This is a genomic window from Neisseria oralis, assembly GCF_045062685.1.
Lineage (GTDB): Bacteria > Pseudomonadota > Gammaproteobacteria > Burkholderiales > Neisseriaceae > Neisseria > Neisseria oralis.
Map to the genome: position 1 here is coordinate 118,057 of NZ_JBJGEB010000007.1, position 24,419 is coordinate 142,475.

Annotated in this window: 23 protein-coding genes, 1 tRNA gene and 1 pseudogene; 15 read left to right on the top strand and 10 right to left on the bottom strand. The window is 53.1% G+C overall.

The features are described 5' to 3' along the window. The first annotated feature begins 72 nt into the window (after positions 1 to 72). Together metZ and ACI43T_RS08185 are read left to right on the top strand one after the other, a co-directional pair. Positions 73 to 1,239 (top strand): O-succinylhomoserine sulfhydrylase, encoded by a 1,167-nt coding sequence (gene metZ / locus ACI43T_RS08180; RefSeq protein WP_377082205.1) that lies wholly within the window; start codon positions 73 to 75, stop codon positions 1,237 to 1,239. Positions 1,240 to 1,364: 125 nt separating this feature from the next. Continuing rightward, positions 1,365 to 1,571: a DUF2788 domain-containing protein gene (locus tag ACI43T_RS08185; protein ID WP_377082207.1), complete on the top strand. Its 207-nt coding sequence runs from the start codon at positions 1,365 to 1,367 to the stop codon at positions 1,569 to 1,571. Positions 1,572 to 1,651: 80 nt separating this feature from the next. On the opposite strand, the gene ACI43T_RS08190 is transcribed toward ACI43T_RS08185, so the two are convergent. Beyond that, positions 1,652 to 2,224, bottom strand: coding sequence for a hypothetical protein (locus tag ACI43T_RS08190; RefSeq protein ID WP_377082209.1), 573 nt, complete (start codon positions 2,222 to 2,224; stop codon positions 1,652 to 1,654). A gap of 296 nt (positions 2,225 to 2,520) precedes the next feature. Continuing rightward, positions 2,521 to 2,596: transfer RNA gene (locus ACI43T_RS08195), tRNA-Glu, on the bottom strand. A gap of 152 nt (positions 2,597 to 2,748) precedes the next feature. Here ACI43T_RS08195 and ACI43T_RS08200 point away from each other — a divergent pair. The 3 genes and pseudogenes from ACI43T_RS08200 (at position 2,749) to dcd (ending at position 4,766) form a co-directional block, all read left to right on the top strand. Continuing rightward, positions 2,749 to 3,648 (top strand): recombination-associated protein RdgC, encoded by a 900-nt coding sequence (locus ACI43T_RS08200; RefSeq protein ID WP_405386423.1) that lies wholly within the window; start codon positions 2,749 to 2,751, stop codon positions 3,646 to 3,648. A gap of 61 nt (positions 3,649 to 3,709) precedes the next feature. Continuing rightward, positions 3,710 to 4,137, top strand: a pseudogene (locus ACI43T_RS08205) (hypothetical protein). A gap of 62 nt (positions 4,138 to 4,199) precedes the next feature. Beyond that, positions 4,200 to 4,766, top strand: coding sequence for a dCTP deaminase (dcd, locus tag ACI43T_RS08210; RefSeq protein WP_009174036.1), 567 nt, complete (start codon positions 4,200 to 4,202; stop codon positions 4,764 to 4,766). Positions 4,767 to 4,854: 88 nt separating this feature from the next. Here the strand turns inward: dcd and ACI43T_RS08215 are convergent, their stop codons facing one another. Then, positions 4,855 to 5,544 carry a peptidoglycan DD-metalloendopeptidase family protein gene (locus ACI43T_RS08215; RefSeq protein ID WP_405386426.1) on the bottom strand — a complete coding sequence of 230 codons (690 nt, stop codon included), beginning with the start codon at positions 5,542 to 5,544 and terminating at the stop codon, positions 4,855 to 4,857. Between the two features lie 182 nt (positions 5,545 to 5,726). Between ACI43T_RS08215 and ACI43T_RS08220 the strand changes: the two genes are divergently transcribed. From ACI43T_RS08220 to accD, 3 genes are all read left to right on the top strand, one after another. Continuing rightward, positions 5,727 to 6,206: an FxsA family protein gene (locus ACI43T_RS08220; RefSeq protein WP_405386428.1), complete on the top strand. Its 480-nt coding sequence runs from the start codon at positions 5,727 to 5,729 to the stop codon at positions 6,204 to 6,206. A 111-nt stretch (positions 6,207 to 6,317) separates the two neighbouring features. Further along, on the top strand, positions 6,318 to 7,109 hold the full coding sequence (gene trpA, locus ACI43T_RS08225) for a tryptophan synthase subunit alpha (RefSeq protein ID WP_405386430.1): 792 nt from the start codon (positions 6,318 to 6,320) through the stop codon (positions 7,107 to 7,109). 99 nt (positions 7,110 to 7,208) lie between these two features. After that, positions 7,209 to 8,084 carry an acetyl-CoA carboxylase, carboxyltransferase subunit beta gene (accD, locus tag ACI43T_RS08230; protein WP_308025193.1) on the top strand — a complete coding sequence of 292 codons (876 nt, stop codon included), beginning with the start codon at positions 7,209 to 7,211 and terminating at the stop codon, positions 8,082 to 8,084. 212 nt (positions 8,085 to 8,296) lie between these two features. On the opposite strand, the gene rpsO is transcribed toward accD, so the two are convergent. From rpsO to nirK, 3 genes are all read right to left on the bottom strand, one after another. Then, positions 8,297 to 8,566, bottom strand: coding sequence for a 30S ribosomal protein S15 (gene rpsO / locus ACI43T_RS08235; protein WP_009174031.1), 270 nt, complete (start codon positions 8,564 to 8,566; stop codon positions 8,297 to 8,299). Between the two features lie 213 nt (positions 8,567 to 8,779). Continuing rightward, positions 8,780 to 9,535 carry a formylglycine-generating enzyme family protein gene (locus ACI43T_RS08240; RefSeq protein WP_293277740.1) on the bottom strand — a complete coding sequence of 252 codons (756 nt, stop codon included), beginning with the start codon at positions 9,533 to 9,535 and terminating at the stop codon, positions 8,780 to 8,782. A 268-nt stretch (positions 9,536 to 9,803) separates the two neighbouring features. Beyond that, the gene (gene nirK, locus ACI43T_RS08245; RefSeq protein ID WP_405386433.1) at positions 9,804 to 10,997 is read right to left on the bottom strand and encodes a copper-containing nitrite reductase; all 1,194 of its coding nucleotides are present in this window, start codon (positions 10,995 to 10,997) and stop codon (positions 9,804 to 9,806) included. A 382-nt stretch (positions 10,998 to 11,379) separates the two neighbouring features. Between nirK and ACI43T_RS08250 the strand changes: the two genes are divergently transcribed. Then, the gene (locus ACI43T_RS08250; protein WP_009174028.1) at positions 11,380 to 13,635 is read left to right on the top strand and encodes a nitric-oxide reductase large subunit; all 2,256 of its coding nucleotides are present in this window, start codon (positions 11,380 to 11,382) and stop codon (positions 13,633 to 13,635) included. A 305-nt stretch (positions 13,636 to 13,940) separates the two neighbouring features. Further along, positions 13,941 to 14,762: a factor H binding protein domain-containing protein gene (locus ACI43T_RS08255; protein ID WP_009174027.1), complete on the top strand. Its 822-nt coding sequence runs from the start codon at positions 13,941 to 13,943 to the stop codon at positions 14,760 to 14,762. A 209-nt stretch (positions 14,763 to 14,971) separates the two neighbouring features. On the opposite strand, the gene ACI43T_RS08260 is transcribed toward ACI43T_RS08255, so the two are convergent. Further along, positions 14,972 to 15,928 (bottom strand): hypothetical protein, encoded by a 957-nt coding sequence (locus ACI43T_RS08260; protein WP_405386435.1) that lies wholly within the window; start codon positions 15,926 to 15,928, stop codon positions 14,972 to 14,974. A 149-nt stretch (positions 15,929 to 16,077) separates the two neighbouring features. On the opposite strand from ACI43T_RS08260, the gene ACI43T_RS08265 reads away from it, so the two are divergent. Both ACI43T_RS08265 and ACI43T_RS08270 read left to right on the top strand, forming a co-directional pair. Continuing rightward, the gene (locus tag ACI43T_RS08265) at positions 16,078 to 17,427 is read left to right on the top strand and encodes a DUF2868 domain-containing protein (protein ID WP_405386437.1); all 1,350 of its coding nucleotides are present in this window, start codon (positions 16,078 to 16,080) and stop codon (positions 17,425 to 17,427) included. A 25-nt stretch (positions 17,428 to 17,452) separates the two neighbouring features. After that, entirely contained in the window at positions 17,453 to 18,790 is a 1,338-nt protein-coding gene (locus ACI43T_RS08270) for a GTPase/DUF3482 domain-containing protein (protein ID WP_405386439.1), read from the top strand. A gap of 477 nt (positions 18,791 to 19,267) precedes the next feature. Here the strand turns inward: ACI43T_RS08270 and ACI43T_RS08275 are convergent, their stop codons facing one another. Then, on the bottom strand, positions 19,268 to 19,732 hold the full coding sequence (locus ACI43T_RS08275; protein ID WP_405386441.1) for a winged helix-turn-helix transcriptional regulator: 465 nt from the start codon (positions 19,730 to 19,732) through the stop codon (positions 19,268 to 19,270). A 216-nt stretch (positions 19,733 to 19,948) separates the two neighbouring features. Here ACI43T_RS08275 and alr point away from each other — a divergent pair, with 216 nt between their 5' ends. From alr to ACI43T_RS08290, 3 genes are all read left to right on the top strand, one after another. Continuing rightward, on the top strand, positions 19,949 to 21,007 hold the full coding sequence (gene alr, locus ACI43T_RS08280) for an alanine racemase (protein ID WP_308026958.1): 1,059 nt from the start codon (positions 19,949 to 19,951) through the stop codon (positions 21,005 to 21,007). A gap of 350 nt (positions 21,008 to 21,357) precedes the next feature. Beyond that, the gene (locus ACI43T_RS08285; protein WP_019270481.1) at positions 21,358 to 21,630 is read left to right on the top strand and encodes an ACT domain-containing protein; all 273 of its coding nucleotides are present in this window, start codon (positions 21,358 to 21,360) and stop codon (positions 21,628 to 21,630) included. Positions 21,631 to 21,644: 14 nt separating this feature from the next. Further along, the gene (locus tag ACI43T_RS08290) at positions 21,645 to 23,000 is read left to right on the top strand and encodes a PFL family protein (protein ID WP_405386444.1); all 1,356 of its coding nucleotides are present in this window, start codon (positions 21,645 to 21,647) and stop codon (positions 22,998 to 23,000) included. A gap of 98 nt (positions 23,001 to 23,098) precedes the next feature. On the opposite strand, the gene ACI43T_RS08295 is transcribed toward ACI43T_RS08290, so the two are convergent. Together ACI43T_RS08295 and ACI43T_RS08300 are read right to left on the bottom strand one after the other, a co-directional pair. Next, positions 23,099 to 23,818 carry an SDR family oxidoreductase gene (locus ACI43T_RS08295; RefSeq protein ID WP_405386446.1) on the bottom strand — a complete coding sequence of 240 codons (720 nt, stop codon included), beginning with the start codon at positions 23,816 to 23,818 and terminating at the stop codon, positions 23,099 to 23,101. 82 nt (positions 23,819 to 23,900) lie between these two features. After that, entirely contained in the window at positions 23,901 to 24,320 is a 420-nt protein-coding gene (locus ACI43T_RS08300) for a hypothetical protein (RefSeq protein ID WP_009174018.1), read from the bottom strand. Positions 24,321 to 24,419 lie beyond the last annotated feature (99 nt).

Sequence of the window (24,419 nt, forward strand, 5' to 3'; positions counted from 1 at the left end):
GCAGAATGTTAACAAATTAACCTATCGCGTTCCCAACCGGAAACGGGCGCGGTTTTACAGATTGGAACGGACATGAGCAAAACACTTCACCCGCAAACCTTGGCCATCCGCGGCGGCAAAGAGCAGACGCAATACCGCGAACACAATCAGGCGTTGTTTCTGACCAGCAGTTTCATGTTTGAAAGCGCACAGCAGGGTGCGGCGTTGTTTGCCAAAGAAATCAAAGGCTTCACCTATACCCGTACCGCCAATCCCACGATTGTGGCCTTCGAGCAGCGCATTTCGGCATTGGAAGGCGCGGAGCGTTCGGTGGCGACTTCGACCGGCATGTCGGCGATTCAGGCGTCGTTTTTCACCTTCCTCAAAGCAGGCGACCATGTCGTCTCCAGCCGCAGTCTGTTCGGTACGACCGCGGGCTTTATCAATAACATCGTGACCAAGTTCGGCATCAAAGTAAGCTATGTGTCCCAAACCGATTTGTCCGAATGGCGGGCGGCAGTTAAGGAAAACACCAAACTGCTGTTTTTGGAAACCCCGTCGAACCCGCTGAACGAAGTGGCCGATTTGGAGGCGCTGTCCGAAATCGCCCATGCCGCCGGCGCGCTGCTGGTGGTGGACAACAGCTTCCTTTCGCCCGTCGGCCAGCAGCCTTTGAAACACGGGGCGGACATCTCCGTACAGTCGGCCACCAAAGCCATCGACGGCCACGGCCGCGTGATGGGCGGCGTGTTGTCCGGTTCGGAAGAACTGATGACGCAGGTGGCGATGTACTGCAATTCCTGCGGTTTGGCGATGTCGCCGTTTAACGCCTGGGTTTTGTTGAGCGGCGTGGAAACATTGTCGGTGCGTATGGAAAAACAGTTTGCAGGCGCGCTGAAAATCGCACGGTGGCTGAGCGAACAGCCCCAAGTCAAAGCCGTCTACTATTCTGGCCTGCCCAGCCATCCGCAGGCGGCGCTGGCGGCGAAACAACAGCTCGGCGGCGGTATCGTGGTCGGTTTCGAAGTCGACGGCAAAGACGCGGCGTGGTCATTGCTCGACAAAGTGGAACTGTTTTCCAAAACCGCCAATCTGGGGGACGTGCGCTCGACCATTACCCATCCGTGGACAACCACCCACGGCCGCATGTCGCCCGAAGACAAACAGGCCGCAGGCATCCGGCCCGGCCTGCTGCGCCTCGCCATCGGCTTGGAATACCCCGACGACCTGATTGCCGATTTGCAACAGGCAATGGCGTAATTTAAAATAAAAACAAGGATTCAGACGGCCTTATCCTTTTTGAGAGGCCGTCTGAATTATATCGTACACACTTAGGTCTGTTGATAATCGATTGCCGGCAGACCCTCGGCAGGAAGGAATAAACAATGAGCGAGGCCGAATTTTCCGATTGGGCGTTAAAGATATGTCTGTCCGGTTTGGTGATTTTTCTGGGTTTCATCATTTGGAATTTGGGCAAAGAATCCAAAGCGGGCAAGTTCGGTATGGTTATGCTGTTTCTCGTGCTGGGGCTCGGCATATTCGGATTTATTTTCAAGAACGTGCTGATTGAGTATCTGATGATGTCGAAATAGGCCGAACCATACGAAAAGGCCGTCTGAAAACTTTTTCAGACGGCCTTTGCCGTGGATACTTAAAAAATTAATCCCGAAACTTATTTTTTGCCTTTAGTGCCTTTGGACGCAGGTTTTGCAGCGGCGGATTTGTTCAGTTTGGCTGTGGCCGCCTTATCCAATACGCAGCCTTTGACGACGATTTGATCGACAAGCTGCGGTTTACCGTTAACGGTTTGCGCACCGCGCAGGGTCAGCATGTTGCCGTCCACTTTGTCTACGTTGGAGGCGTCGGCTTTACCGGCAATCCATGCGATGCCCTGGCCCCAGAAAGCGTTTTGGTCGTTGGTGTTGGCGGTAACGCGGAACAGGCCCGGAGTAACTTGTTCGCGGTATTTCACTTGGGCGACGACGACTTCGTTGTTTTTCATACCGTACATCACGCTCAATGATTCTTCGCCGCATTTATAGGCCACTTCTTTACGCGCGTCGATGGAGTCGACGTTTACGGTAGGCGGCTCGGGCAGATTTTGCGGAGTCTGTGCGGCAGCCTGTTCGGCCGGTGCCGGAGCGGGTTTCGATTCGGATTTCGATTTATCGCCGAAAACGCTGCAGGCAGACAGGGTTGCGGCAGCCAGCAGGGCGGGCAGAACCAGTTTCAAATTTGCATTCATCAATTATTACTCCTATATGTTGTACAGCATAAAGCCGGCCGGTTGCCGGAGTTTGCAGCCGCCACCATAACAGAGAAAGCGCGGTTTGTCTTGCCTTGGGCCGTCCGAAAGGCCCCAAACGCCTGCCGGATGGGCATTGGGGAACAATAAATTTTCTTTTAAACAATGTGTTATATAAAACGCTTTGTAAAGAAAAGCTTATTGAAATTAAGTAAAGACGGCTTGATTGGGCGGCGAAAGCGGGGAAACGGATAATGAAAAAGCACAGCCTGTGCAAGCTGTGCTTTAAAAGAAACTGGCACGCCCACGGGGATTCGAACCCCGGTTGCCGCCGTGAAAGGGCAGTGTCCTAGGCCTCTAGACGATGGGCGCGTTTGAGGGATACGGAACTATACAGAAACGCCTATATGCTGTCAATCGCTTTGCTTAAGACAACCGGTCAGGCCGTCTGAAATTTTTTCAGACGGCCTGACCGGTTGTCCGTATCCTGTATAATGCCGCTTTTAATAAAAGGAAAACAAACCATGTGGTTTAAGCAAATCAGTTTTTATCCGCTGAATAAAGACAAACTGCCCGAATTGGAAACGCTGGCCGACAAGCTTGGCGAGTCGGAATTTGCCCGCTGTCAGGGTTTGGAGTGGTTCAGCGAGGGATTTGCCGCACCGGTTCCGTTTTCTCCCGAACTGGTTTTTCCTGCCGATTACACTTGGCGCGTGGCTTTGAAGAAAGAGGAAAAAGTGCTGCCCGCGGGCGTTATCCGCGATATTTTGGACGATAAGGTCTTGGAAATCCAAAACAATGAAGCGCGTAATGTCGGCCGTAAGGAGAAACAGGAATTAAAAGAACAAATTACCGATGATTTGCTGCCCCGCGCCTTTACCCGCAGCAGCCGCACGCAGGCGATTTTCGATACCAGACGAGGCTTTTTGCTGGTCAACAATGCCGCTTCCGCCAAAGCCGAGAACGTGCTGACCAAGCTGCGCGAGGCATTGGGTGGGTTGGAGGCGTCGTTGCCGAATACCAAACAGTCGCCCTCCGGCCTGATGACAAGCTGGCTGCTGAACGGGCATTGCGAAGGCGGTTTCGAGTTGGACAGCGATTGCGAACTCAAAGGCGTGGGTGACGTTGTACCGGTAGTGAAAGTGTCCAAACAGGATTTGACCGCCGACGAAGTGGTGCAACACGTCAAGAACGGCAAAACCGTGACCCAACTGGGCTTGGTGTGGCGCGAACAGATTGCGTTCGTACTGACGCAGGACTTTACGCTCAAGCGCATTCAATATCTGGACGTATTGCAGGAAGAGGCGGAGACGCATGGCGACGACGCGGCCAGCATGACGTTTGCCTCGCAGATTCTGATGACCGAAGCCGTCAGCACCATGCTGGAAGAGCTGGTGTCTTATCTGGGCGGCTGGCAGGATTGATTTCAGACGGCCTGATGAGGGTGGAGGCCGTCTGAAAATACAGCGGATAAGGAACAATAATATGTCGAAATATTTGGTGTTGCCGCTTTTGGCCGCAGTGTTGCTGCAACCGGTTGCGGCGGCGGTTATCAGCCCGTATCAGGGCAGCGGCTGCCGTTACGAAGGGGATGTCGGCAAAGACGGCAAACCCGAAGGCAAAGGCGTGTGGAGCTGCAGGGAGGACGCAGTTATACCGGCGGATTCAAAAAGGGCAGGTTTGACGGCAAAGGCGTTTATACCGTGTCCGCCGGAGAAGAAATCTTTTTGGAACCGTTCTCTTCCGGCAGCAGCAAATTCCGCGATATGTCGCTGGACGGAACGTTTAAAGACGGCTTTGCCCACGGAAAAATTACCGCCGTTAAGGACGGCAGCTCCCTGTTCGTGATGAAGTACGACAGGGGCAATATCGTGGAAGTGAAGCTGCCGAAAAAATCGGCCAAGGCAAAATAACCGTTTCAGACGGCCTCGGGAAAACGGAAGGCCGTCTGAAAACCATTCACAGGAAAATCATTATGAGCATCAAATCCGATAAATGGATACGCCGCATGAGCGAAGAGCACGGCATGATAGACCCTTTCGAGCCGAACCAGATTAAAGAGGCCGACGGCAGGCGCATTATTTCCTACGGCACGTCAAGCTACGGTTACGACATCCGCTGTGCCAACGAATTTAAAATTTTCACCAATATCAACAGCACCATCGTCGATCCGAAAAACTTTGACCCAAAAAACTTCGTTACCGTGGAAGACGACTGCTGCATCATTCCACCGAACTCGTTTGCACTGGCGCGTACGGTCGAATATTTCCGTATCCCGCGCAATGTGCTGACCGTGTGTCTGGGCAAATCGACCTATGCCCGCTGCGGCATTATCGTGAACGTAACGCCGTTCGAACCGGAGTGGGAAGGTTACGTAACGCTGGAGTTTTCCAATACCACTCCGCTGCCCGCCAAAATTTATGCGGGTGAAGGCGTGGCGCAGGTGCTGTTTTTCGAGAGCGACGAAGTGTGCGAAACTTCGTATAAAGACCGCAGCGGCAAATATATGGGGCAGACGGGGGTAACGCTGCCGAAAGCCTGATTTGTTGTGCAAAGGCCGTCTGAAAAGGCCGCGGATTCGGTTCCGCAGCCTTTTCAGACGGCCTCAGTATTGTTGTTTTAAATAATTTTTAAGGTTTGGTTAGATAGGGCACGGGATTGACGGCTTTGCCGTTAATCCTGACTTCGAAATGCAGCTTGAAAATGTCGGTATCGCTGCTGCCCATTGTGGCGATTTGCTGTCCCGGCGTTACGGATTGGCCTTTTTGCACCAGAATGGTGTCGTTGTGGGCATAGGCGGTGATGGTGGCGGTATTATGGCTGATGAGGATGAGTTTGCCGTAACCGCGTACTTCCTCACCTGCATACAATACTTCGCCCGCCGCCGCCGCTTTAATCGGCTGACCCTGCTCGCCGCGGATGTCTATGCCTTTGCTGCCCGCGCCGTCGTAGGTTTGGATGACATTGCTGCTGCCGTTTTCCACCGGCCACTGCATGTCCAAGCGGTTGACCGGCACGACGGCGCGCTCGGCGGTTGCGTGTGCCGCCGAAGGACTGCGGCTGCCCGATGTGTTCCGGCGGACGCGCAATACTTGTCCGGCCTCGATTTGCGAGGTGTCGCGCAGGTTGTTCCATGCGGCCAGCGTGCTGACGCTTTGCCCGTAACGTTTGGCGATGCGGTAGAGCGTGTCGCCGCGTTGTACGCGGTAGTGGCCGTCGGGAACGGGACCGGAGCCGGTTCCCGCGCAGGCGGCAAGAAGAAGGGCGGTTGCCGCGGCAGCGGCGAATTTTTTCAATGTCGGAATGGATTGTGTTTTCATAGAACATAAGGATAGCAAAACTTTCTTTCCCTCCGTATCGGCGGCGGTTTGATTTTAATTGCTTTACTTTTCTTTACTGCTCTACACAATATTACGGTTTTTCACATTCGTGCAGCTTGATAAGAATGGTAAACGGCTTTATGTTGGATTCTGTTGAAAAATAATAGGATAGGAAACATACCATGCAGTTTTTCGGTATCGGTTTTTTGGTGCTGCTGTTTTTGGAAATTATGTCGGTGGTGTGGGTGGCCGACTGGCTAGGCGGCGGGGGTGCGCTTTTTCTGATGATTGTCAGCTTTGTCGGCGGGATGATGATGTTGCGCCATACGGGTATATCCGGCCTGTTGCTGGCAGGTGCCGCGGTACGCAGCGGACAGGAAATTTCGCTGTACCAAATGTTGTGGCCGGTGCGTTATGCCGTGGCCGCGCTGCTGCTGATGAGTCCCGGATTTGTTTCGACAGTATTCGCGCTGCTGTTGCTGCTGCCGTTGAAAGGACGGCCGATTGCAGATGCGGATGCGGGGAATGCGGCGGTTTTCGGCCGCACGGCGCCGTTTTCACGGCAGGACGAGGGCGGCGACATCATCGAGGGCGAGTACACCGTAACCTCGGGCAATACGCAAAACCCCAAACAGGAATACATTGAGCATAAGCCTGATTAAATGGCGTTTCCGGTTGGAACAGGCCGTCTGAAAATTTAAAATTTTCAGACGGCCTGATTGTTTCGGGTTATACTTGGCAGCTATTGTTTACAGATTCCGAACGAGAAAACGATGAGCAGAATCCAATCCACATTTGCCGCGCTGGGCGGCGAAAAGGCACTGATTTCCTATATTACCGCCGGCGATCCCGACAAAGAAACGACGCTTGGATTGATGCACAGCCTCGCCGCCAACGGGGCGGATATTATCGAGCTGGGCGTCCCGTTTTCCGACCCTATGGCCGACGGCCCGACCATTCAGCGTGCTGCCGAGCGCGCCTTGGCGAAAGGCGTGTCGTTAAACGATGTTCTGGACATCGTGCGCGCATTCCGCCAAACCGACCGGACGACGCCTGTAATATTGATGGGTTATTTCAATCCCGTGCATAAAATGGGTTACGCCCGTTTTGCAGAAGCCGCCGCCGAAGCGGGCGTAGACGGCGTACTGACTGTCGATGCGCCGGTAGAGAACATAGGCGGCCTGCACGGCGAATTGAAGTCGCACGGTATCGATTGCATTTTTCTGATTGCCCCGACCACGACCGAAGAGCGCATCCGCAGTATAGCCGCCGTCGCGGGCGGGTTTGTCTATTACGTTTCGCTCAAAGGCGTAACCGGCGCGGCCAGTTTGGATACCGACGAGGTTTCGCGTAAAATAGAACTTTTACGCAAATATATTAGCCTCCCCATCGGCGTAGGTTTCGGCATCAACAATGCTGAGAGCGCACGCAAAATCGGCAAGGTGGCCGATGCCGTTATTGTTGGCAGCCGCATCGTCAAAGAAATCGAAAATAACGCGGGCCGCGAGGCAGAAGCAGTCGGCGCGCTGGTCAAGGAATTGAAAGACGCCGTGAAGGCCGTCTGAAATCAAACGGGACGTTATATGGGGCAGGGCCACCCGCTTTGCCGCACGTTCATCCAGAATACGGCCGGACCTGAGGCCGTCTGAAAACAGGAGTTATTCATGAGCTGGTTAGACAAGATTCTGCCGCCTAAAATCAAAAACCGCAGCAAGAGCGAAATTGCGTCCAATGTTCCGGAAGGCTTGTGGCACAAATGTCCTGCCTGTTCGGCAACGATTTATTCGACCGAATTGCAGCAGAACCACCAAGTCTGCCCGAAATGCAACCACCACAACCCGTTGTCCGCCCGCGAACGGCTGAATCTGTTGTTAGACGAAGGCAGTGGCGAGGAAATCGGCGCCAACGTCAAACCCACCGACCCGTTGAAATTCAAAGACAGTAAGAAATATCCCGACCGACTGACCGCCGCCCGCAAAGCCACGGGTGAAGATGATGCGCTGGTGGTGATGAAGGGGATGATGAACGGACTGCCTGTGGTTGTGGCAGCGTTTGAGTTCCGTTTTATCGGCGGTTCGATGGGATCTGTGGTCGGCGAACGTTTCGTACAAGGCGTGCGCCGTGCGGTAGCCGATAGCTGCCCGTTCATTTGTGTGGCTGCCTCCGGTGGCGCGCGGATGCAGGAAGGTGTAAATTCGTTGATGCAGATGACCAAAACCAGCGCTGCTTTGCACCTGCTGACCGAAAAAGGGCTGCCGTTTATTTCCGTGCTGACCGATCCGACGATGGGCGGCGTATCGGCCAGTTTTGCTTTCTTGGGCGATGTGGTTCTAGCCGAACCGAATGCCCTGATTGGTTTTGCCGGTCCGCGCGTTATCGAGCAGACCGTGCGCGAAACGCTGCCGGAGGGTTTTCAGCGGGCCGAGTTCCTGCTGGAAAAAGGCGCCATTGACCAGATTGTCGACCGCCGCTCAATGAAACGGCGTATCTGCGATTTGATTACACTGCTTTGCCGTAAGGATAAAGTTGGCATGGTGTAGGCAGAATGAGTTAAGATTGTTTGAGGCCGTCTGAAACATAGCCGTTTCAGACGGCCTTTTTGTTTGCAAGAGGTTTGATGAGAATCGTATCGTTGGTGCGAATATGCGAAGACGGAATGAACGACGGGGAATTTTTGAAATCCGGCTGCTTGATTTCAGACGGCCTTGACCATAAAAAACGCCGCTTTGGTAAGCGGCGTCGGAAGTATAAATTATTTGCGCAGGCCCAAACGGGTAATTAACGCGCGATATGTATCAGGTTGGGTACGGCGCAGGTAAGCCAGCAAGCGGCGGCGTTGGCTGACCATTTTCAGCAGGCCACGGCGGCTGTGGTGGTCTTTGGGGTTGGCTTTGAAGTGCGGGGTCAGGTCGTTGATGCGGAAAGTCAGCAATGCAATCTGCACCTCGGATGAACCGGTATCACCTTCTTTGCGCTGGAAATCTTTAACAATTTGTGCTTTTTGTTCTACGGACAATGCCATGATGGAAAACTCCAAAAAATAAAAAAGAATCGCATGGATTCGGACAAGCCTGCCAAGCCGTAACCTGCGCGGGCTCCTTATATATCTTTATATTGAAAGATGTGCGGATTATGCCATAGTTTGTACGCTTATGCACGTTTTACGGCTAAAAAAGCGGCGGTGCCTTTGCACCGCCTAAGCTGCTTTGGTGATGTATAAACACCGGTAAAATTGTTACTTGGCTGCACAACGGAAACCTAAGTTGTGCAATACATACTTGGATTGCAGGCTGGTACGGATACCGTAACGCAGGAACGCCGCATAGTTGCTGGGGTCGCTGGAACCGATGGAGGCACCGCTGCAAAACATCTGGCTGTCGGCGTTGCTGGAAGTCAGTTGGCTGCTGTTGAAGTCTTCCGTCCATTCCCAAATCAGTCCGTGCATGTCGTAGACACCCCAATAGTTAGGTTTGTTTTTGCCTACGTTCTGCAAACCTTTCCGTCCGCCGTCGGCATACCAGTCAAGGATGGTACGGTTGTAATTCGGTTCACCCGTTCCGTTTTTTTGGGTGGCAGAGGCTTGTGCGGCAAACTCCCATTCGTCTATAGTTGGCAGCCGTTTGCCTTGTGCGGAGCAGTAAGCATTGGCGGCGAACCATGATACGTTGGTTACGGGATGCTTCATTTCGCTAGGCTTGGGTGCGTAGCTGTTGCTGCCGTTTTTTACCCAGTGTTTCAGATAGGCAGGCTCGGCTTGTTTCGAGCTGACTTTGCCGCGTTGCCATTGCGGGTGGGATTGCACAAATTCGGAAAATTCCGCATTGGTAACGGGATATTTGTCGATTTGATAGGGTTTCACCGAAATCATCGGTGTGTCTTTTTTCAGATACAGTGGACGGTAGCTGCCGCCTTCTATTTTGGCCATATTGGCTGCAACGGCGCTGCCGCAGATCAAGAGTCCGGCGAGGATAAGGGATTTAACCGTTTTCATCATGATCGCTCTTCTGTTTGGATTGATGGGGCAGATTTATTTTTCAGACGGCCTGTATGCCCGTATAAGGAATATGGGGAGGCCGTCTGAAAAATAAATCCGGCTGATGGGTATTTTGGTGGATTATCGCTTAGATTGTTAGATCTTAGATTAAAGTGGTTGGTACAAAACGGGAAATATAACGGAATAATACATTTTTAATGTGTTCAAAGCCACTGCCGTCTTCGTATTCGCCAAGACGGCAGTGGCTTCATCCGATTATACCTGCTTATTTGGAAGCATTGCCGGCTTCAGACGAAGCGGCGGGGGCTGCCGATGCTGTCGGAGCTGAGGCAGGAGCAGAAGCAGCTGCCGCGCTGTCGGTCGGCTGATAAGCGGTATCACTCAATTTTTTGGTCATGATGGCAGGGTTTTCTTCGCCTTCAACTTTCAGTTGACCCAACGCACCTTTGTTAAAGGCACGGAAGATTGAGTGGTCGACTAAAGTATAGCTTCCCGGGATGTCGACTTTGAAGTCCACGATGGCTGCACCGCCGGCAGGTACGATGGTAGTCTGGATGTTTTTGTTAATCAAATCACCGCCTTCGACATGTACGGTGTCGAAGATTTCGCCGATAACGTGGAACGAAGATACCAAGTTGGGGCCACCGTTACCTACGAAGATACGTATTTTTTCTCCAGCCTTGGCTTTCAGGGCATTGTCACCGGCAATCGAACCTACATGACCGTTAAATACGACGTATTCAGGCTGCTCTTTGATGGCTTTGTCCATATCGAAGTCTTGCAGGCCTTTATCGTTGTATTTGCCTTTAGTGTAGAAGTCGCCTTGTACAACATAAAATTCTTTATCCACTTTAGGCAGGCCGCCTTTAGGTTCGACCAAAATCAGCCCATACATACCGTTGGCAATGTGCATACCCGCAGGTGCGACGGCGCAGTGGTAGATATACAGACCCGGTTGTAATGTTTTGAAACTGAATGTTGAGGTATGGCCCGGTGCGGTAAAGGAAGCTTCCGCGCCACCGCCGGTACCCGTTGCTGCGTGGAAGTCAACGTTATGCGGAACTGTCGAGGTAGGATGGTTGGAGAAGTGCACTTCTACGGTATCGCCTTCACGCACACGAATCATTTGACCCGGGACGTCGCCGCCGAATGTCCAATATTTATATTCGACGCCGTCAGCCATGGTCATGACTTTTTCGATGGTCTCCATTTTTACAATTACTTTGGCCGGATAGTCGCGGTTAACTGGAGGAGGTGCTTCGGGAGCATGGGTCATTACGGCATCGATAACAGGCAATTCGCCGGACGGAGTTTCAGCGGAAGCCTGAGTGTCGGCAGCGGATGCAACTGCTTCAGTAGAAGCTGCGGAGCCTTCAGCCGGTTTCTCGGCGGCCTGCTGTCCGCAGGCGGCCAAGGCAAATACTGAAGCAATGATTGCAGCTAAGGTTTGGCGTTTCATAGTTTTTTCCTTGTTATGGAGAAATGTGAAGTGAAATGTAGTTTTGGGCAATTATGTAGCCGCTTTATTCTATATATCTTGACTTAGGTCAATTAAATCATCGAATATGAACCTTATTTAACCAAAATAATACTTAATAACTAGGAAAATGTAGTTCCAAGAAATTATCTTTACGGATTTTATATATTTTTGGCTTGATTGTTTGTAAGAAATATACGTCTAGTTTTGTTAAATGAGAAATTTTCTCTATTGTCACAGTAATTTACACATTTTCTTAAGCATATATTTATTTCTTAGTCCAACAAATCATGCTACAATCTTTAACATTCATATTGTATGAATTAAATAAACCACGTTAATACCAAAAGAAGGAGTCCAAAAAATGGGACAGTACAAGAAGCTCTGGTTCTTGCTGTTTGCCGTGCTGGCTGTATGTTTTACCATACTCGGCTACATGGGCAGCGAGGTTTATAAAAAGGCACCACCTTATCCCGAAAAAATCGTTTCGTCTTCCGGTCAGGTGTTGATGACCAAAGACGATATTCTTGCCGGCCAGTCTGCATGGCAGACCACTGGCGGTATGGAAGTAGGTTCGGTTTTGGGACACGGTGCGTATCAGGCACCCGACTGGACGGCCGACTGGCTGCACCGCGAATTGGTCGCTTGGTTGGATCTTACCGCTCAGAAAGACTACGGTAAAAAGTTTGATGAGCTGACCGAAGAGCAGAAAGCCGTGCTGAAAACCCGCGCTGCCGAAGAATACCGCAACCAAAGCCGCATTCAGGCCGACGGGTCGGTTGTTTTGAGCGATACGCGCGTGAAGGCGATTGAAGAGATTACGCCTTATTACATGGGTGTGTATGGCGACGATCCCAAGTTCCAATCCACACGCGAACACTTTGCAATGAAAAACAATACATTGCCGAGTGTGGAAGCGCGTCAGAAACTGTTTAACTTCTTCTTCTGGACTTCTTGGTCCGCATCGACCAACCGTCCTGACGAAAACTTTACTTACACTAACAACTGGCCGCACGAACCTCTGATTAAAAACGTACCCACCACTGAAAACTACATGTGGTCTTTCACAAGTGTGGTGTTGTTGCTGATGGGTATCGGTTTGCTGATGTGGGGTTATTCGTTCCTGACCAAGCATGAGGAAGTGCAGGTTCCGACCGAAGACCCGATTTCCAAAGTTCAGTTGACTCCTTCGCAAAAAGCCTTGGGCAAATATGTTTTCCTGACAGTAGTGCTGTTTGTGGCACAGGCATTGTTGGGCGGGCTGACTGCACACTATACCGTTGAAGGCCAAGGTTTCTATGGTATTGATGCCGCACTGGGTTTTGAAATTTCCGAATGGTTCCCGTATGCCCTGACCCGTACATGGCATATCCAGTCGGCGATTTTCTGGATTGCGACCGGTTTCCTGACGGCAGGTTTGTTCTTGGCACCGATTGTGAACGGCGGTAAAGACCCCAAATTCCAGCGTGCCGGTGTGAATTTCCTGTATATCGCCCTGTTTATCGTGGTTATCGGGTCTTATGCAGGCAACTTCATCGCCCTGACCCACATTATTCCGCCCGAACTGAACTTCTGGTTCGGTCATCAGGGTTACGAATACCTTGATTTGGGCCGTTTCTGGCAACTGTTGCTGATGGTCGGCCTGTTGCTGTGGCTGTTCCTGATGTTGCGCTGTACCGTTACTGCCTTTAAAGAAAAAGGTACCGACAAAAACCTGTTGGCGATTTTCGTTGCCTCCATGGTCGGTGTGGGCGTGTTCTATGCGCCGGGTTTGTTCTATGGTGAAAAATCTCCGATTGCCGTGATGGAATACTGGCGCTGGTGGGTGGTTCACCTGTGGGTGGAAGGCTTCTTCGAAGTATTCGCCACCGCAGCCTTTGCATTCATCTTCTACAACATGGGCTTCGTCCGCCGCAGCACTGCGACTGCCTCTACGTTGGCCGCAGCCGCTATCTTTATGCTCGGCGGTATTCCGGGTACGCTGCACCACCTGTATTTCTCGGGTTCTACTTCTGCCTCTATGGCGATTGGTGCATGTTTCTCCGCTTTGGAAGTCGTGCCGCTGGTATTGCTGGGTCGTGAAGCATATGAACACTGGTCTTACCAACATCTGTCTCCGTGGGCGAAACGTCTGCGTTGGCCGCTGATGTGTTTCGTGGCCGTAGCATTCTGGAACATGATTGGTGCCGGCGTATTCGGTTTCCTGATTAACCCGCCGATTTCCCTGTTCTACATCCAAGGTCTGAACACTACCGCAGTACACGCGCACGCTGCTCTTTTTGGTGTGTACGGCTTCTTGGCGCTGGGCTTCGTATTGCTGGTTGCCCGTTATCTGAAACCTGACGTTGAGTTTGACGACAAACTGATGACTTGGGCGTTCTGGTTGCTCAACGGCGGTTTAGTGGGCATGATTGCCATCAGCTTGTTGCCGGTAGGTGCGATTCAGGCTTATGCTGCGATTACAGAAGGTTTGTGGTATGCGCGTAGCGAACAGTTCCTGCAAATGGAAATCCTCGATACGTTGCGCTGGGTACGTACTGCGGCCGACTTGGTATTCATCGGCGGCGCCGTATGTATCGCGTGGCAAGGTGTGAAAATCGTTTGCAGCCGTAGCAAATAAGCCGCACTGAAAACGCTGAGTTTAAAGGCCGTCTGAAACATGTTTTCAGACGGCCTTTTTTATTGGTCATGGGGCTGATGATTGTATGCTAAAAAACTATTACTATTGTTTGTTGATAAATCAGAGGTTTTCCCTGTTTTGCAACAGATTTGCAGGCTTAAAAAGGGATTATTTTCTATTAATTATCAAATTGTTGATTAGACAAGATGTCTAAAATAATAGTGGGTGGCTATAAATGTCATAAATAGACGTTATAATATAACCGTATGTTTGAGTAGTTGTACTTTACTTGAAAGGATAATGTTATGAATACCAATAAGCGTCATTTTTTCTATGTGATTGTCGCGGCTCTGACCCTGGCCGGTTGCGGAGGAGGCAGCAGCGGTTTGTCAAATGCGGTTACCGATCCGCTTGCACCGAAACCAAACGGGAATTATAAACAGCTTGCTATCGAGTCCACCGATACAAACAGTTTGCTGCATGACGAGAAATCAACCATCACGATTACCGACGAAGAGAAAAAAGGGGCGGATAAGGTCAAAACTTACAAACACGGCGACAGGTTTGACATCAGCTATAAAAAACAGGACAAAATCACCGGCTTGAGTTACGAGCGTAAAGATGCCGAGGGAAAAATCGACGGCGGGCAGTTGCTGTTGTACAAACAGAACTATTCGGTAGTGGCCGGAACGCAGCCGACTTATGCCAAGAATGCAGACGGCAGTGCGCGCGATATTCGGCAGATGTTGGATATCAACAGCATACAGGGTGAATTTACCCGTGACGGCGGTGTTCCGTCGTCCGGCAAAATCCGTTATTCGGGCAAGGCGTTTGCTTCTGCCGACAATCAGAACGGTAAGCTGGATTACACCGTCGACTACCATGAAAAATCAGGTAGCGGTACGATTACCGGCCTGAAAGGTTTGGGAGACATCAGTTTAGAAAAAGGCCCTCTGCGTCCCCGTCCGGATAAGAGCAACGGTATCGACAGTACCGCTTCGTCTTCGGAACTGGGTAAAGGCCGTTACAATCTGACCTTATTCGGTCCGCGGGCGGAAGAGGTTGCCGGTTCGGCTTATTTTGAAGAGAAAAAGCAAAGTATCGGTTTCGGCGGCAAACAGCAATAAACGTCTGCCGGATGGCGGATTGGGAATTAAAGGAAGGTAAGCGGCGAGGCTGCAGACGGTACATGATACGCAAAGCGAAGTAACGCGTTACCATTTTAATTTCCAATTCCGCATATATGACCCGTCTGTAGTAAGAGAAACTCTAAAGGCCGTCTGAAAAACGGAAATATCGTTTTCAGACGGCCTTTTTTATTTAAAAGACTGATTGTTCAGAACAACGCCTCAAGCCGCAATAGTGCGCCGATATGGTGGCTGCGGTCTTTTTCGCGGTCGTTGTAATAGTTCAGCTCGGTCTGGGCAAACAGCCAGTCGCGCCAAACCGGTTGGCGGTAGCCGGTAAACGGGCCGTAGCTGTTGAGCTTGGCTTTCTTGTTTTCGATTTTGCCGCCCGTGTATACGCCGTAGTTGAAATAGCGGTGTTTGCTCAAGTCGTGTTTGCGGTAGAGACTGTTGCCCCAAGTCCAGTCTTCCTTGTTGTCATGCTCGTATTGCAGGTAGAGCTGGTCGGCGATGAAGGCGTTGCCTTCCGGCAGGTAACGGGTTTCCCAGTTGGTGCGGACATGGTGTTTGCTGTCTAAGCCGTAGCGGTAAATCTGCTCCAGCCGTGTGTAAAGGCGGTCGTCAAGCTGCCAGCTTTTGGCGGCTTTGGCGCGGGCGTAAATATCGTCGCCGGAACGGACACCGAGGTCGAAGTCGGTTTCGATGCCGTGTTTCTGCGTGATGTCCGACCAGCGCAGGGCCAAAGATGAGTTACTGTCGCGGGTTTTCGTCGTGTCGAATGTTTTATTTTTGCCGTCGGGCGTGCTGCGGTAGGCGGTCGCTTCCTGCTGCAAATCGTCATCAAGCGAATCGTCGCCGAATACGACGTTCAGTTTCCTTTGCAATACGGGCAGCTTCACTTTCCCGCGGACGCGCGGTTTCACCGAGAACTCGTCGTATTTGTTCCATTCGGTATCCAGCATGATGCGCAGGTTGGCGCTGGCGGGTTTGTCGGGGTCGGGCGTGCCGAACCAGCCGTCCATTTTATGCGCCCAGCGGTTGATTCTGTTGTGGACTTCGTCGTGTCGGCGGTCGGCCCATGTGCCGTCATCCGGATTATTCGCTGCGAATGCCGCTCCCGACAAACAGATGCCCAGCCCGAAAAAGAAAATGTTGATACGTTTCATGATTTTCCTACCTTATTATATTAATAGTATATCATCAGCATACTGCAATTAGAAGGAAGCGACAAATCGGCGGCAGTTTCAGGCCGTCTGAAAACCGAAAGGCGGATATGCTAAAATCGCCTTATTTTCAGACGGCCTCCATAATCAGAATGTTGAACCTGCAACGCCAACTTGCCGAACTCGTGCGTATCCTTGACGAGGGAGGCTATATTTTCGCCGCCGATCCCGCGCAGATAACCGAATCATTGCGCAGCGTCGGCGGCAGTTACGAGCAGAAAATTATTCGCCGTGCCAAAATGGCCGACCGCGACGGCCTCTTGCGCGATACGCTCGAACGGACGCGGGCCGGTACGTTCTGGCTATGGGTTGCGGCGGCAACGGCCGTGTTCGGCAGCGGTTTTTCCGCCACCTTTATATTGATGGACAGCCAAGGGCTGAATTTCTTTTTCATTCTTGCCAGTGTATTGGGCATGAATACCGTGATGCTGCTGGTGTGGCTGGCGTCGGTTTGTTTGCGGTTGAATGTCGGCCGCTTCGCCTCCAGTCCCGCCACATGGCTGCGCGGCAAAGACCCTGTCAACCAAGCCGTATTGCGGCTCTATGCCGACGCATGGCGCAAGCCTTCCGTCCGCTGGCGCATCGGCGCAGCGTCGCACAGCATCTGGCTTTCTACATTGCTCGGAATGTTGGTTTCCGTATTGCTGCTGTTGCTTGTCCGCCAATACACGTTTAACTGGGAAAGCACGTTGCTGACCAACGCCGCATCGGTCAAGGTCATCGATATTTTGTCGTGGCTGCCCGCCAAATTCGGTTTTCCCGCTCCCGATGCCGAGGCCGTACTCAAAGGTCGTCTGAACAGCAGCACCGCCGACGCCCGCGCGTGGTCGGGTTTGCTGGTCGGCAGCATCGTTTGCTACGGCATCCTGCCGCGCCTTGGCGCATGGCTTGCGTGCAAAATCCTGCTTGCCCGCAATTCGGAACGGCTGCCGTTGGACAAACCCTATTACCAGAAAATCATCCGCCGGTGGCAGACCGAAATCGTCGACGCTGACAACCGCAGCGAATCCGTCCATACCGTTTCCCCGAAAATCAGCATCAGCGGTGCGCCGAAATGGGCAGTGATGCTCGAAACCGAATGGCACGACGCAGCCTGGCATGTCCACACGCTCGGTCAGGAATGGCTGGACAAAGGCACGGCCGACAGCCACGACGCCGTTGCCGCGCTGATTGCCGAATTGCAGCGTCAGCCCGCGCAACTCCTTATCGGCGTACGCGCCCATACCGTACCCGACCGCGGCGTCCTGCGCCAAATCGTCCGCCTTGCCGAGGCCGCTCAGGGTGGGGCGGTGGTACAGCTCCTACTGGAAAACAACGTTTCAGACGGCCTCAAAAACTATTTGACTCAATGGCACGCCGCGCTGGCCGAACGCGGCTTGGCCTGGCTTGACCCGCCGCGTATCAGCCAAGAGCGGCGTATGGCGGAACAAAAGGCCGTCTGAAAACCCATTGCTTGTTGGAATCATAATGCAAAACAATCCGTTATCCTTGGCCGTCGTCGGCCACACCAATACAGGCAAAACCTCGCTTCTGCGCACACTGTTGCGCGACGGCGCGTTCGGCGAAGTGGCGGACGCGCCGTCCACCACGCGGCATGTGGAGCGTTCGGCCGTTTCAGACGGCCCCGATACGCTGGTGTACCTGTACGACACGCCCGGGCTGGAAGATGCGGGCGGCCTGCTCGACTGGCTTGAATCGCATACCCCATCCCGCTCGGACGGCATCGAACGGCTGCAACTGTTCCTCGACAGTCCGGAGGCGGCTGAGGATTTCAATCAGGAAGCGAAGGTATTGCGCCAACTACTGCAAAGCGATATGGCGCTGTATGTCGTGGATGCGCGCGAACCGGTGTTGAACAAATATAAAGACGAACTGACGGTGTTGTCGTGGTGCGCCAAACCCGTCATGCCGGTGTTCAATTTTGTCGGCGGGCAGGATTTGTCGGCTTGGACGACCATGCTGGCACGGCGCAATCTGCACGTTTACAGCGGTTTTGATACGGTTGCCTTTGATTTTGAAGGTGAAATCCGATTGTGGGACAATTTGGCAACCATGTTGCCGGAGCGTACCGTACTTGACCGTCTGATCGCCATGCGCCGCCGCGAATGGCACCAGTTGGACGGTGAGGCAAAACGGGAAATCGCCGGTTTCCTGCTGGACGTGGCGGCGTACCGGCAGGAAACCGAAGCAGACGGCGCTTCCGACGGCATACTGCAAACCATGCAGGCCGAAGTGCGCCAGCTTGAAAGGCAGTTGCAGCAGCGGCTGCTTCAGGTTTACCGTTTTTACCAAAGCGGAGTGGATACGGCTGAATGGGCGCTCAAAGCCTTCCGCCAAGACCCGTTCGACCGTGATTTGCTGGTGCAGTACGGCATACGCACGGGCACAGGGGCGGCGACCGGCGCGCTTATCGGCATGGGGGTAGACATGGTTACGCTCGGCGGCTCGCTCGGTTTGGGAGCGGCCATTGGCGGCATCATTGGCGGCGTACTACCGAACGTGCAGGATATTTCCGACAAAATCAGCGGCCGGCAGGTATTGCGTATCGATGCGGAAACCATCACCCTTCTGGCCGCCCGCGCAATGGACTTGCTCGATGCATTGCAAAAACGCGGCCATGCGGCGCAAACGCCCGTGCGGTTGCAGAAAAACGGCCGGACGCCGTGGCAGCCCTCTGCGATGCCGTCTGAACTGAATAAAGCGCGCCGACAGTGGAAATGGTCTTCGCTCAATACGCGCCGGCCCGAAGTGAGCCGCAGGGAGCGGGAAGAGGCCGTCGAAAGTCTGCGGCAAAAATTGCAATAAAACCGGCCGTGCCGTTTTGATTGTTGTTTTTTGGGGATTACGCTGCCGTTTCTATGCGGGGATGTTGACGTGGTAACGGATTAGGGGCAAAATGTCGCCCGTTGAGTTGCTTAAGTGCAGCTTGATTTTTCTCCTCTATTTCTCCTTTGTAGACTTGGCGCATATCCGTTTGGATGTGCGCGTTTTTTTTGCCGTTTTGGGAAAACGGATTTGTGTTGTTGAAGTTTTGCTACAATAAATCATGTAAATACCATTGATAAGAAATTTTATAAGAAAATAAGTTGCACACTGGTTTCGCTTGGTGCATAATTCGTCCCGTTAGCTGGTTCGAGTAGTCAGTTAATAGTTTCTCCTCTATTTCTCCTTTGTAGACTTGGCACACATTCCTATGGATTGTGTGCATTTTTTTATCTAAATTGAAATGAAAGGCCGTCTGAATTGTTATATTGTTTCAGACGGCCTTGAAACTGCGGCGGTTCAGTCCAAATCCAGCATCAGTCCTTCTTTTACTTCTTCCATCACCACATAACTGCGGCTTTCGGCAGCAGCGGGAAGTTGCAGCAGGATGTTGCCGAGCATGTCGCGGTAGGCCGACATATCGGGCAGGCGGACTTTAATCAGATAATCGTATTCGCCCGAGACGAGATGGCATTCCAGAATTTGCGGAATACGCGTTACTTCGCGGCGGAAATCTCCAAAGATATTGCCCGATTTCGAGCGTAGTTTGATTTCGACGAAAACCAGCAGGCTTTGCCCGACGGCGTGCGGATTCAGGCGGGCGTGATAGCCGCTGATGATGTTGTCGCGCTCCAGCCGCTTGACCCGTTCGGTAACCGGCGTGGTGGACAGGCCGACTTTTTCCGCCAGTTCGGTCATGGGAATCCGCGCGTTTTGTTGCAGCAGCTTGAGGATTTTCAAGTCGATTTTGTCCAAGTCTTTCATAGATGGATCCGTGGCGTGTGATTGTCGGACAGCCATCATACCAAAACCGGCATCACTCTGCGCAAGAGAGGTGTTCCTGCACTTTGTTGTTAAACTTTTAACGGCTTGGCGGCCCAGTATTCAAAAAACATTTGAATCAGCCTATAATCTTCGCCGTTAAATATTATTAAAGGCCGTCTGAAACGCGGCTTTGCGTTTATCGAAAAAGGAATCACCATGCGCCCGCTCAATGCCCGAATCCGCTTGGACAATCTGCGCCACAATTATCAAACCCTGAAACAGATTCACGGCGGCAAAATGCTCGCCGTCATCAAAGCGGACGCTTACGGACACGGCGCGGTACGGTGCGCCTCCGCATTGTCCGACCTTGCCGACGGATTTGCCGTCGCCACCGTGGACGAAGCCGTCGAATTGCGCGAGAACGGCATTACCAATCCCATCGTATTGCTCGAAGGCGTGTTTGAAGCGTCGGAATACGCCACCGTCGATAAATACAATTTGTGGCCGGGCGTCGGCAGCCAGTGGCAACTCGAAGCCTTAATCGCCCATAACTGGCATAACCCCGTCAAAGTCTGGCTCAAAATGGATTCCGGTATGCACCGTGCCGGCTTCTTCCCGCACAATTACACTTCCGCCTACACCGCCCTGAAACAATGCAAACACGTCGACGGCATCGTCAAATTCAGCCACTTCGCCTGCGCCGACGAACCCGACAACGGCATGACCGAAATGCAGCTCGAAGCCTTTGATTTGGCGTGTGAAGGTTTGGAAGGCGAAGAAAGCCTCGCCAACTCCGCCGCCATCCTGAACGTGCCCGAAGCGCGCCGCGACTGGGGTCGTGCCGGACTGGCGCTTTACGGCATTTCTCCGTTCGGCGGCGTGGACGAACGCCTGAAACCCGTCATGCGCCTGACTTCCCGCGTATTCGGCGAACGCGTCCTGCAACCTCATTCCCCCGTCGGCTACGGCGCGACGTTTTACACCAGCAAATCCACCCGAGTCGGCTTGATTGCCTGCGGCTACGCCGACGGTTATCCGCGCCGAGCCTCGACCAATTCACCCGTTGCCGTCGAAGGCAAACGCAGCCGCATCATTGGCAGGGTGTCTATGGACATGATTACCGTCGAACTCGATGCTTCCCAAGAAGGTTTGGGCGCAGAAGTCGAATTGTGGGGCGACGTTGTCAACATCAACGAAGTCGCCGAAGCTGCCGGTATGATTCCGTATGAAATCCTTTGCAACGTCAAACGCGCGAAATTTACCTATTCGGAGTGATTTAGGCGGCGGTTTGAACTGAAGGTCGTCTGAAAACAAAGTTAACGGTTTCGTTACATGGTTTTCAGACGACCTTCTTCATAGGGCTTTTTGAAAATCCAAATATTTTAAGAGCGGCCGTCATTCCCGCGCAGGCGGGAATCCAGAACATAAAATTTAGGAAACTTTTTTCTTTGACGGTTTCCGCACGGATAAATCTGGATTCCCGCCTGCGCGAGAATGACGGCAGACGGAATATCAGGTTCGGGCAATAATCAAAATTGTCAACAATCCAAGCCATCTTATTTTAAAGCGGTGCTATAATTCCCCGAACCAGATTTTTCAGACGACCCCTACAAGGACCCTGACTTATGAACAACTCAGTCATCACCGTCATCGGCAAAGACCGCGTCGGTATCGTGTACGACGTTTCCGGCATTCTCGCAGAAAACCAAATCAACATCCTCAATATCAGCCAGCAGCTAATGGACGATTTCTTCACCATGATTATCTTGGTGGATACCTCAAAATGCCCCAAATCGCGGCAGGAAATGCTGGATTTGTTTGCGGAAGAGAGCAAAAAACTCGCGCTCGATATCCGCATGCAGAATGAAGAAATCTTCCAAGCCATGCACCGCATTTGAGTCGGAGGAATGTAATGAGTATCCAATCCGGCGAAATTTTAGAAACCGTCAAAATGGTTGCCGACCAGCATTTCGACGTCCGCACCATTACCATAGGCATTGATTTGCACGACTGTATCAGCACCGACATCGATGTGTTGAACCAAAACATTTACAACAAAATCACCACTGTCGGCAAAGATTTGGTCGCTACGGCGAAACACTTGTCTGCCAAATACGGCGTGCCGATTGTGAATCAGCGCATTTCCGTCACGCCGATTGCCCAAATCGCGGCGGCGACCAAAGCCGATTCTTACGTCAGCGTGGCGCAGACTTTGGACAAGGCAGCCAAAGCCATCGGCGTGTCTTTTATCGGCGGCTTTTCCGCGCTGGTGCAAAAAGGCATGTCGCCTTCAGACGAGGTGTTAATCCGCTCCATTCCCGAAGCGATGAAGACTACCGACATCGTGTGCAGCTCCATCAATATCGGCAGCACGCGCGCCGGCATCAATATGGATGCGGTCAGACTGGCGGGCGAAACCATCAAGCGCACGGCGGAAATCACGCCCGAAGGTTTCGGCTGCGCCAAAATTGTCGTGTTCTGCAACGCGGTGGAAGACAATCCGTTTATGGCGGGCGCGTTTCACGGTTCGGGAGAGGCGGACGCCGTCATCAACGTCGGCGTATCGGGGCCGGGCGTGGTCAAAGCCGCGCTGGAAAATTCGGACGCGGTCAGCCTGACCGAAGTCGCCGAAGTCGTGAAGAAAACCGCCTTCAAAATCACCCGCGTGGGCGAACTCATCAGCCGCGAAGCCTCGAAAATACTGGGCATCCCGTTCGGCATTCTCGATTTGTCGCTGGCGCCGACCCCCGCCGTCGGCGACTCGGTGGCGCGCATCCTTGAAGAAATGGGCTTGAGTGTCTGCGGTACGCACGGCACGACGGCTGCCTTGGCATTGCTGAACGATGCCGTGAAAAAAGGCGGCATGATGGCTTCCAGCGCGGTCGGCGGTTTGAGCGGTGCATTTATTCCCGTTTCCGAAGACGAAGGCATGATTGCCGCCGCCGAAGCAGGCGTGCTGACGCTGGACAAACTCGAAGCGATGACCGCCGTCTGCTCGGTCGGGCTGGACATGATTGCCGTTCCCGGCGATACGCCGGCGCACACGATTTCCGGCATCATCGCCGACGAAGCCGCCATCGGCATGATCAACAGCAAAACCACCGCAGTGCGCATCATTCCGGTAACGGGCAAAACCGTCGGCGACAGCGTCGAGTTCGGCGGCCTGCTGGGCTACGCGCCCGTGATGCCGGTCAAAGAAGGTTCGTGCGAAGTGTTCGTCAACCGCGGCGGCAGGATTCCCGCGCCGGTGCAGTCGATGAAGAACTGATTGCGGTTTCGATAGAGAAAGGCCGTCTGAAAATTGTTTTTCAGACGGCCTCGTTATATCTAGTTCCGTTGCCTGTGCGGGCGGGAGCGGCAGACGGGCTACAAATAAACGATTTCCCCCGTGCGGCCTTTGCTTTCTTCGCTTGCCCACCAGACAAATTGCGGCAGGATGTCGTGATAATTTTTGCGTTCGGTGCGCGATTCGCCCGGGTGGGACTTAATCCGCTGCGGCGAGTTAATCGGGCCGGGAATGAGGACGTTGGCGCGCAGGTTGGGGAAGCGTTCCCATTCGTCGGCGGCGACTTTGCACAGATAGTTCAGCGCGGCTTTAGAGGCGCCGAAACCGCCCCAATAGGCTTGGGGCGTTTCGCTGTGGCTTTCGCTCACGAAGATAACCGAAGCGTCGGGCGAGGCTTTGAGCATCGGGGCGAACGCGCGGGTCAGGCCCATCGGCGCGACGGTGTTGATGCGGTATTGGTTGACCCATTCGGCGACGGTCTGGAAATCCAGCGGGGAGAGGGAATAGAAATAGCTGGCGCAGTGCACGATGCCGTCGAGCCTGCCGCCGGTGGCTTCGTCGACGGCGGCGGCGAACTGTGCGAACTCGTTTTCTTCCGCGCTCATCAGGTCGAAGCAGATGGCGAAAGGTTCGGGGCCGCCCGACGCTGCGATGGCGTCGTATACCTTTTCCAGTTTTTTCTGATGGCGCGCCACCAGAATTACGGTGGCGCCGGCGCCGGCGTAGGCTTTGGCCACTTGTTCGCCCAAGCCTTGCGACGCGCCGGTTACCATGATGATTTTGTCTTGCAGTGTTGGCATCGGTTTACCTTGTTGTTTTGGGGCGGAGGCCGTCTGAAAACGGGAAAACGGTTTTTTTCAGACGGCCTCCGGTACGGGTTGGTCAGCGGTGCGGGCGTTTGCGGCCTTTAGACTGCTGCATCGCCATCTGGTTGATTTCCTGACGGGTGGGGCGTTTTTTAAACATGGCGTGCGCTTCGTCCACCGAGCATTTCTGCGACAGGCAGATTAGGGTAACGGCATCTTTCTGCGCCTGTCCGCCGCTGTGGTACATGCGGCGCAGGTTGGCCTCGTTGACGCGGCCCTTTTCGGGGTCGATGTCGAATTTTTTGAGGCGCTCGATAAACTGGCGCTGCTGGCGGCGCGACGTCCAGACGAAGCCGCCTGCCGCCGCGGCCATAATGACGATGGCGGAAAGGATGGCGATGGGCCATGAATCGACAATCAGCACCAGTATCAGGCTCAATACGGCGGTTGCCAGCAGGATTAAACCGCCTAAGCGGATTTTTGCTTTTGTATCCATGTGGTTGCGTTTCCTTGGAATAAGTTTCGGGCCGTCTGAAAAAGGATTTCCGTTTTCAGACGGCCTGTGTGCGGAGTAGGCGGCGGATGGCGCCTGTTT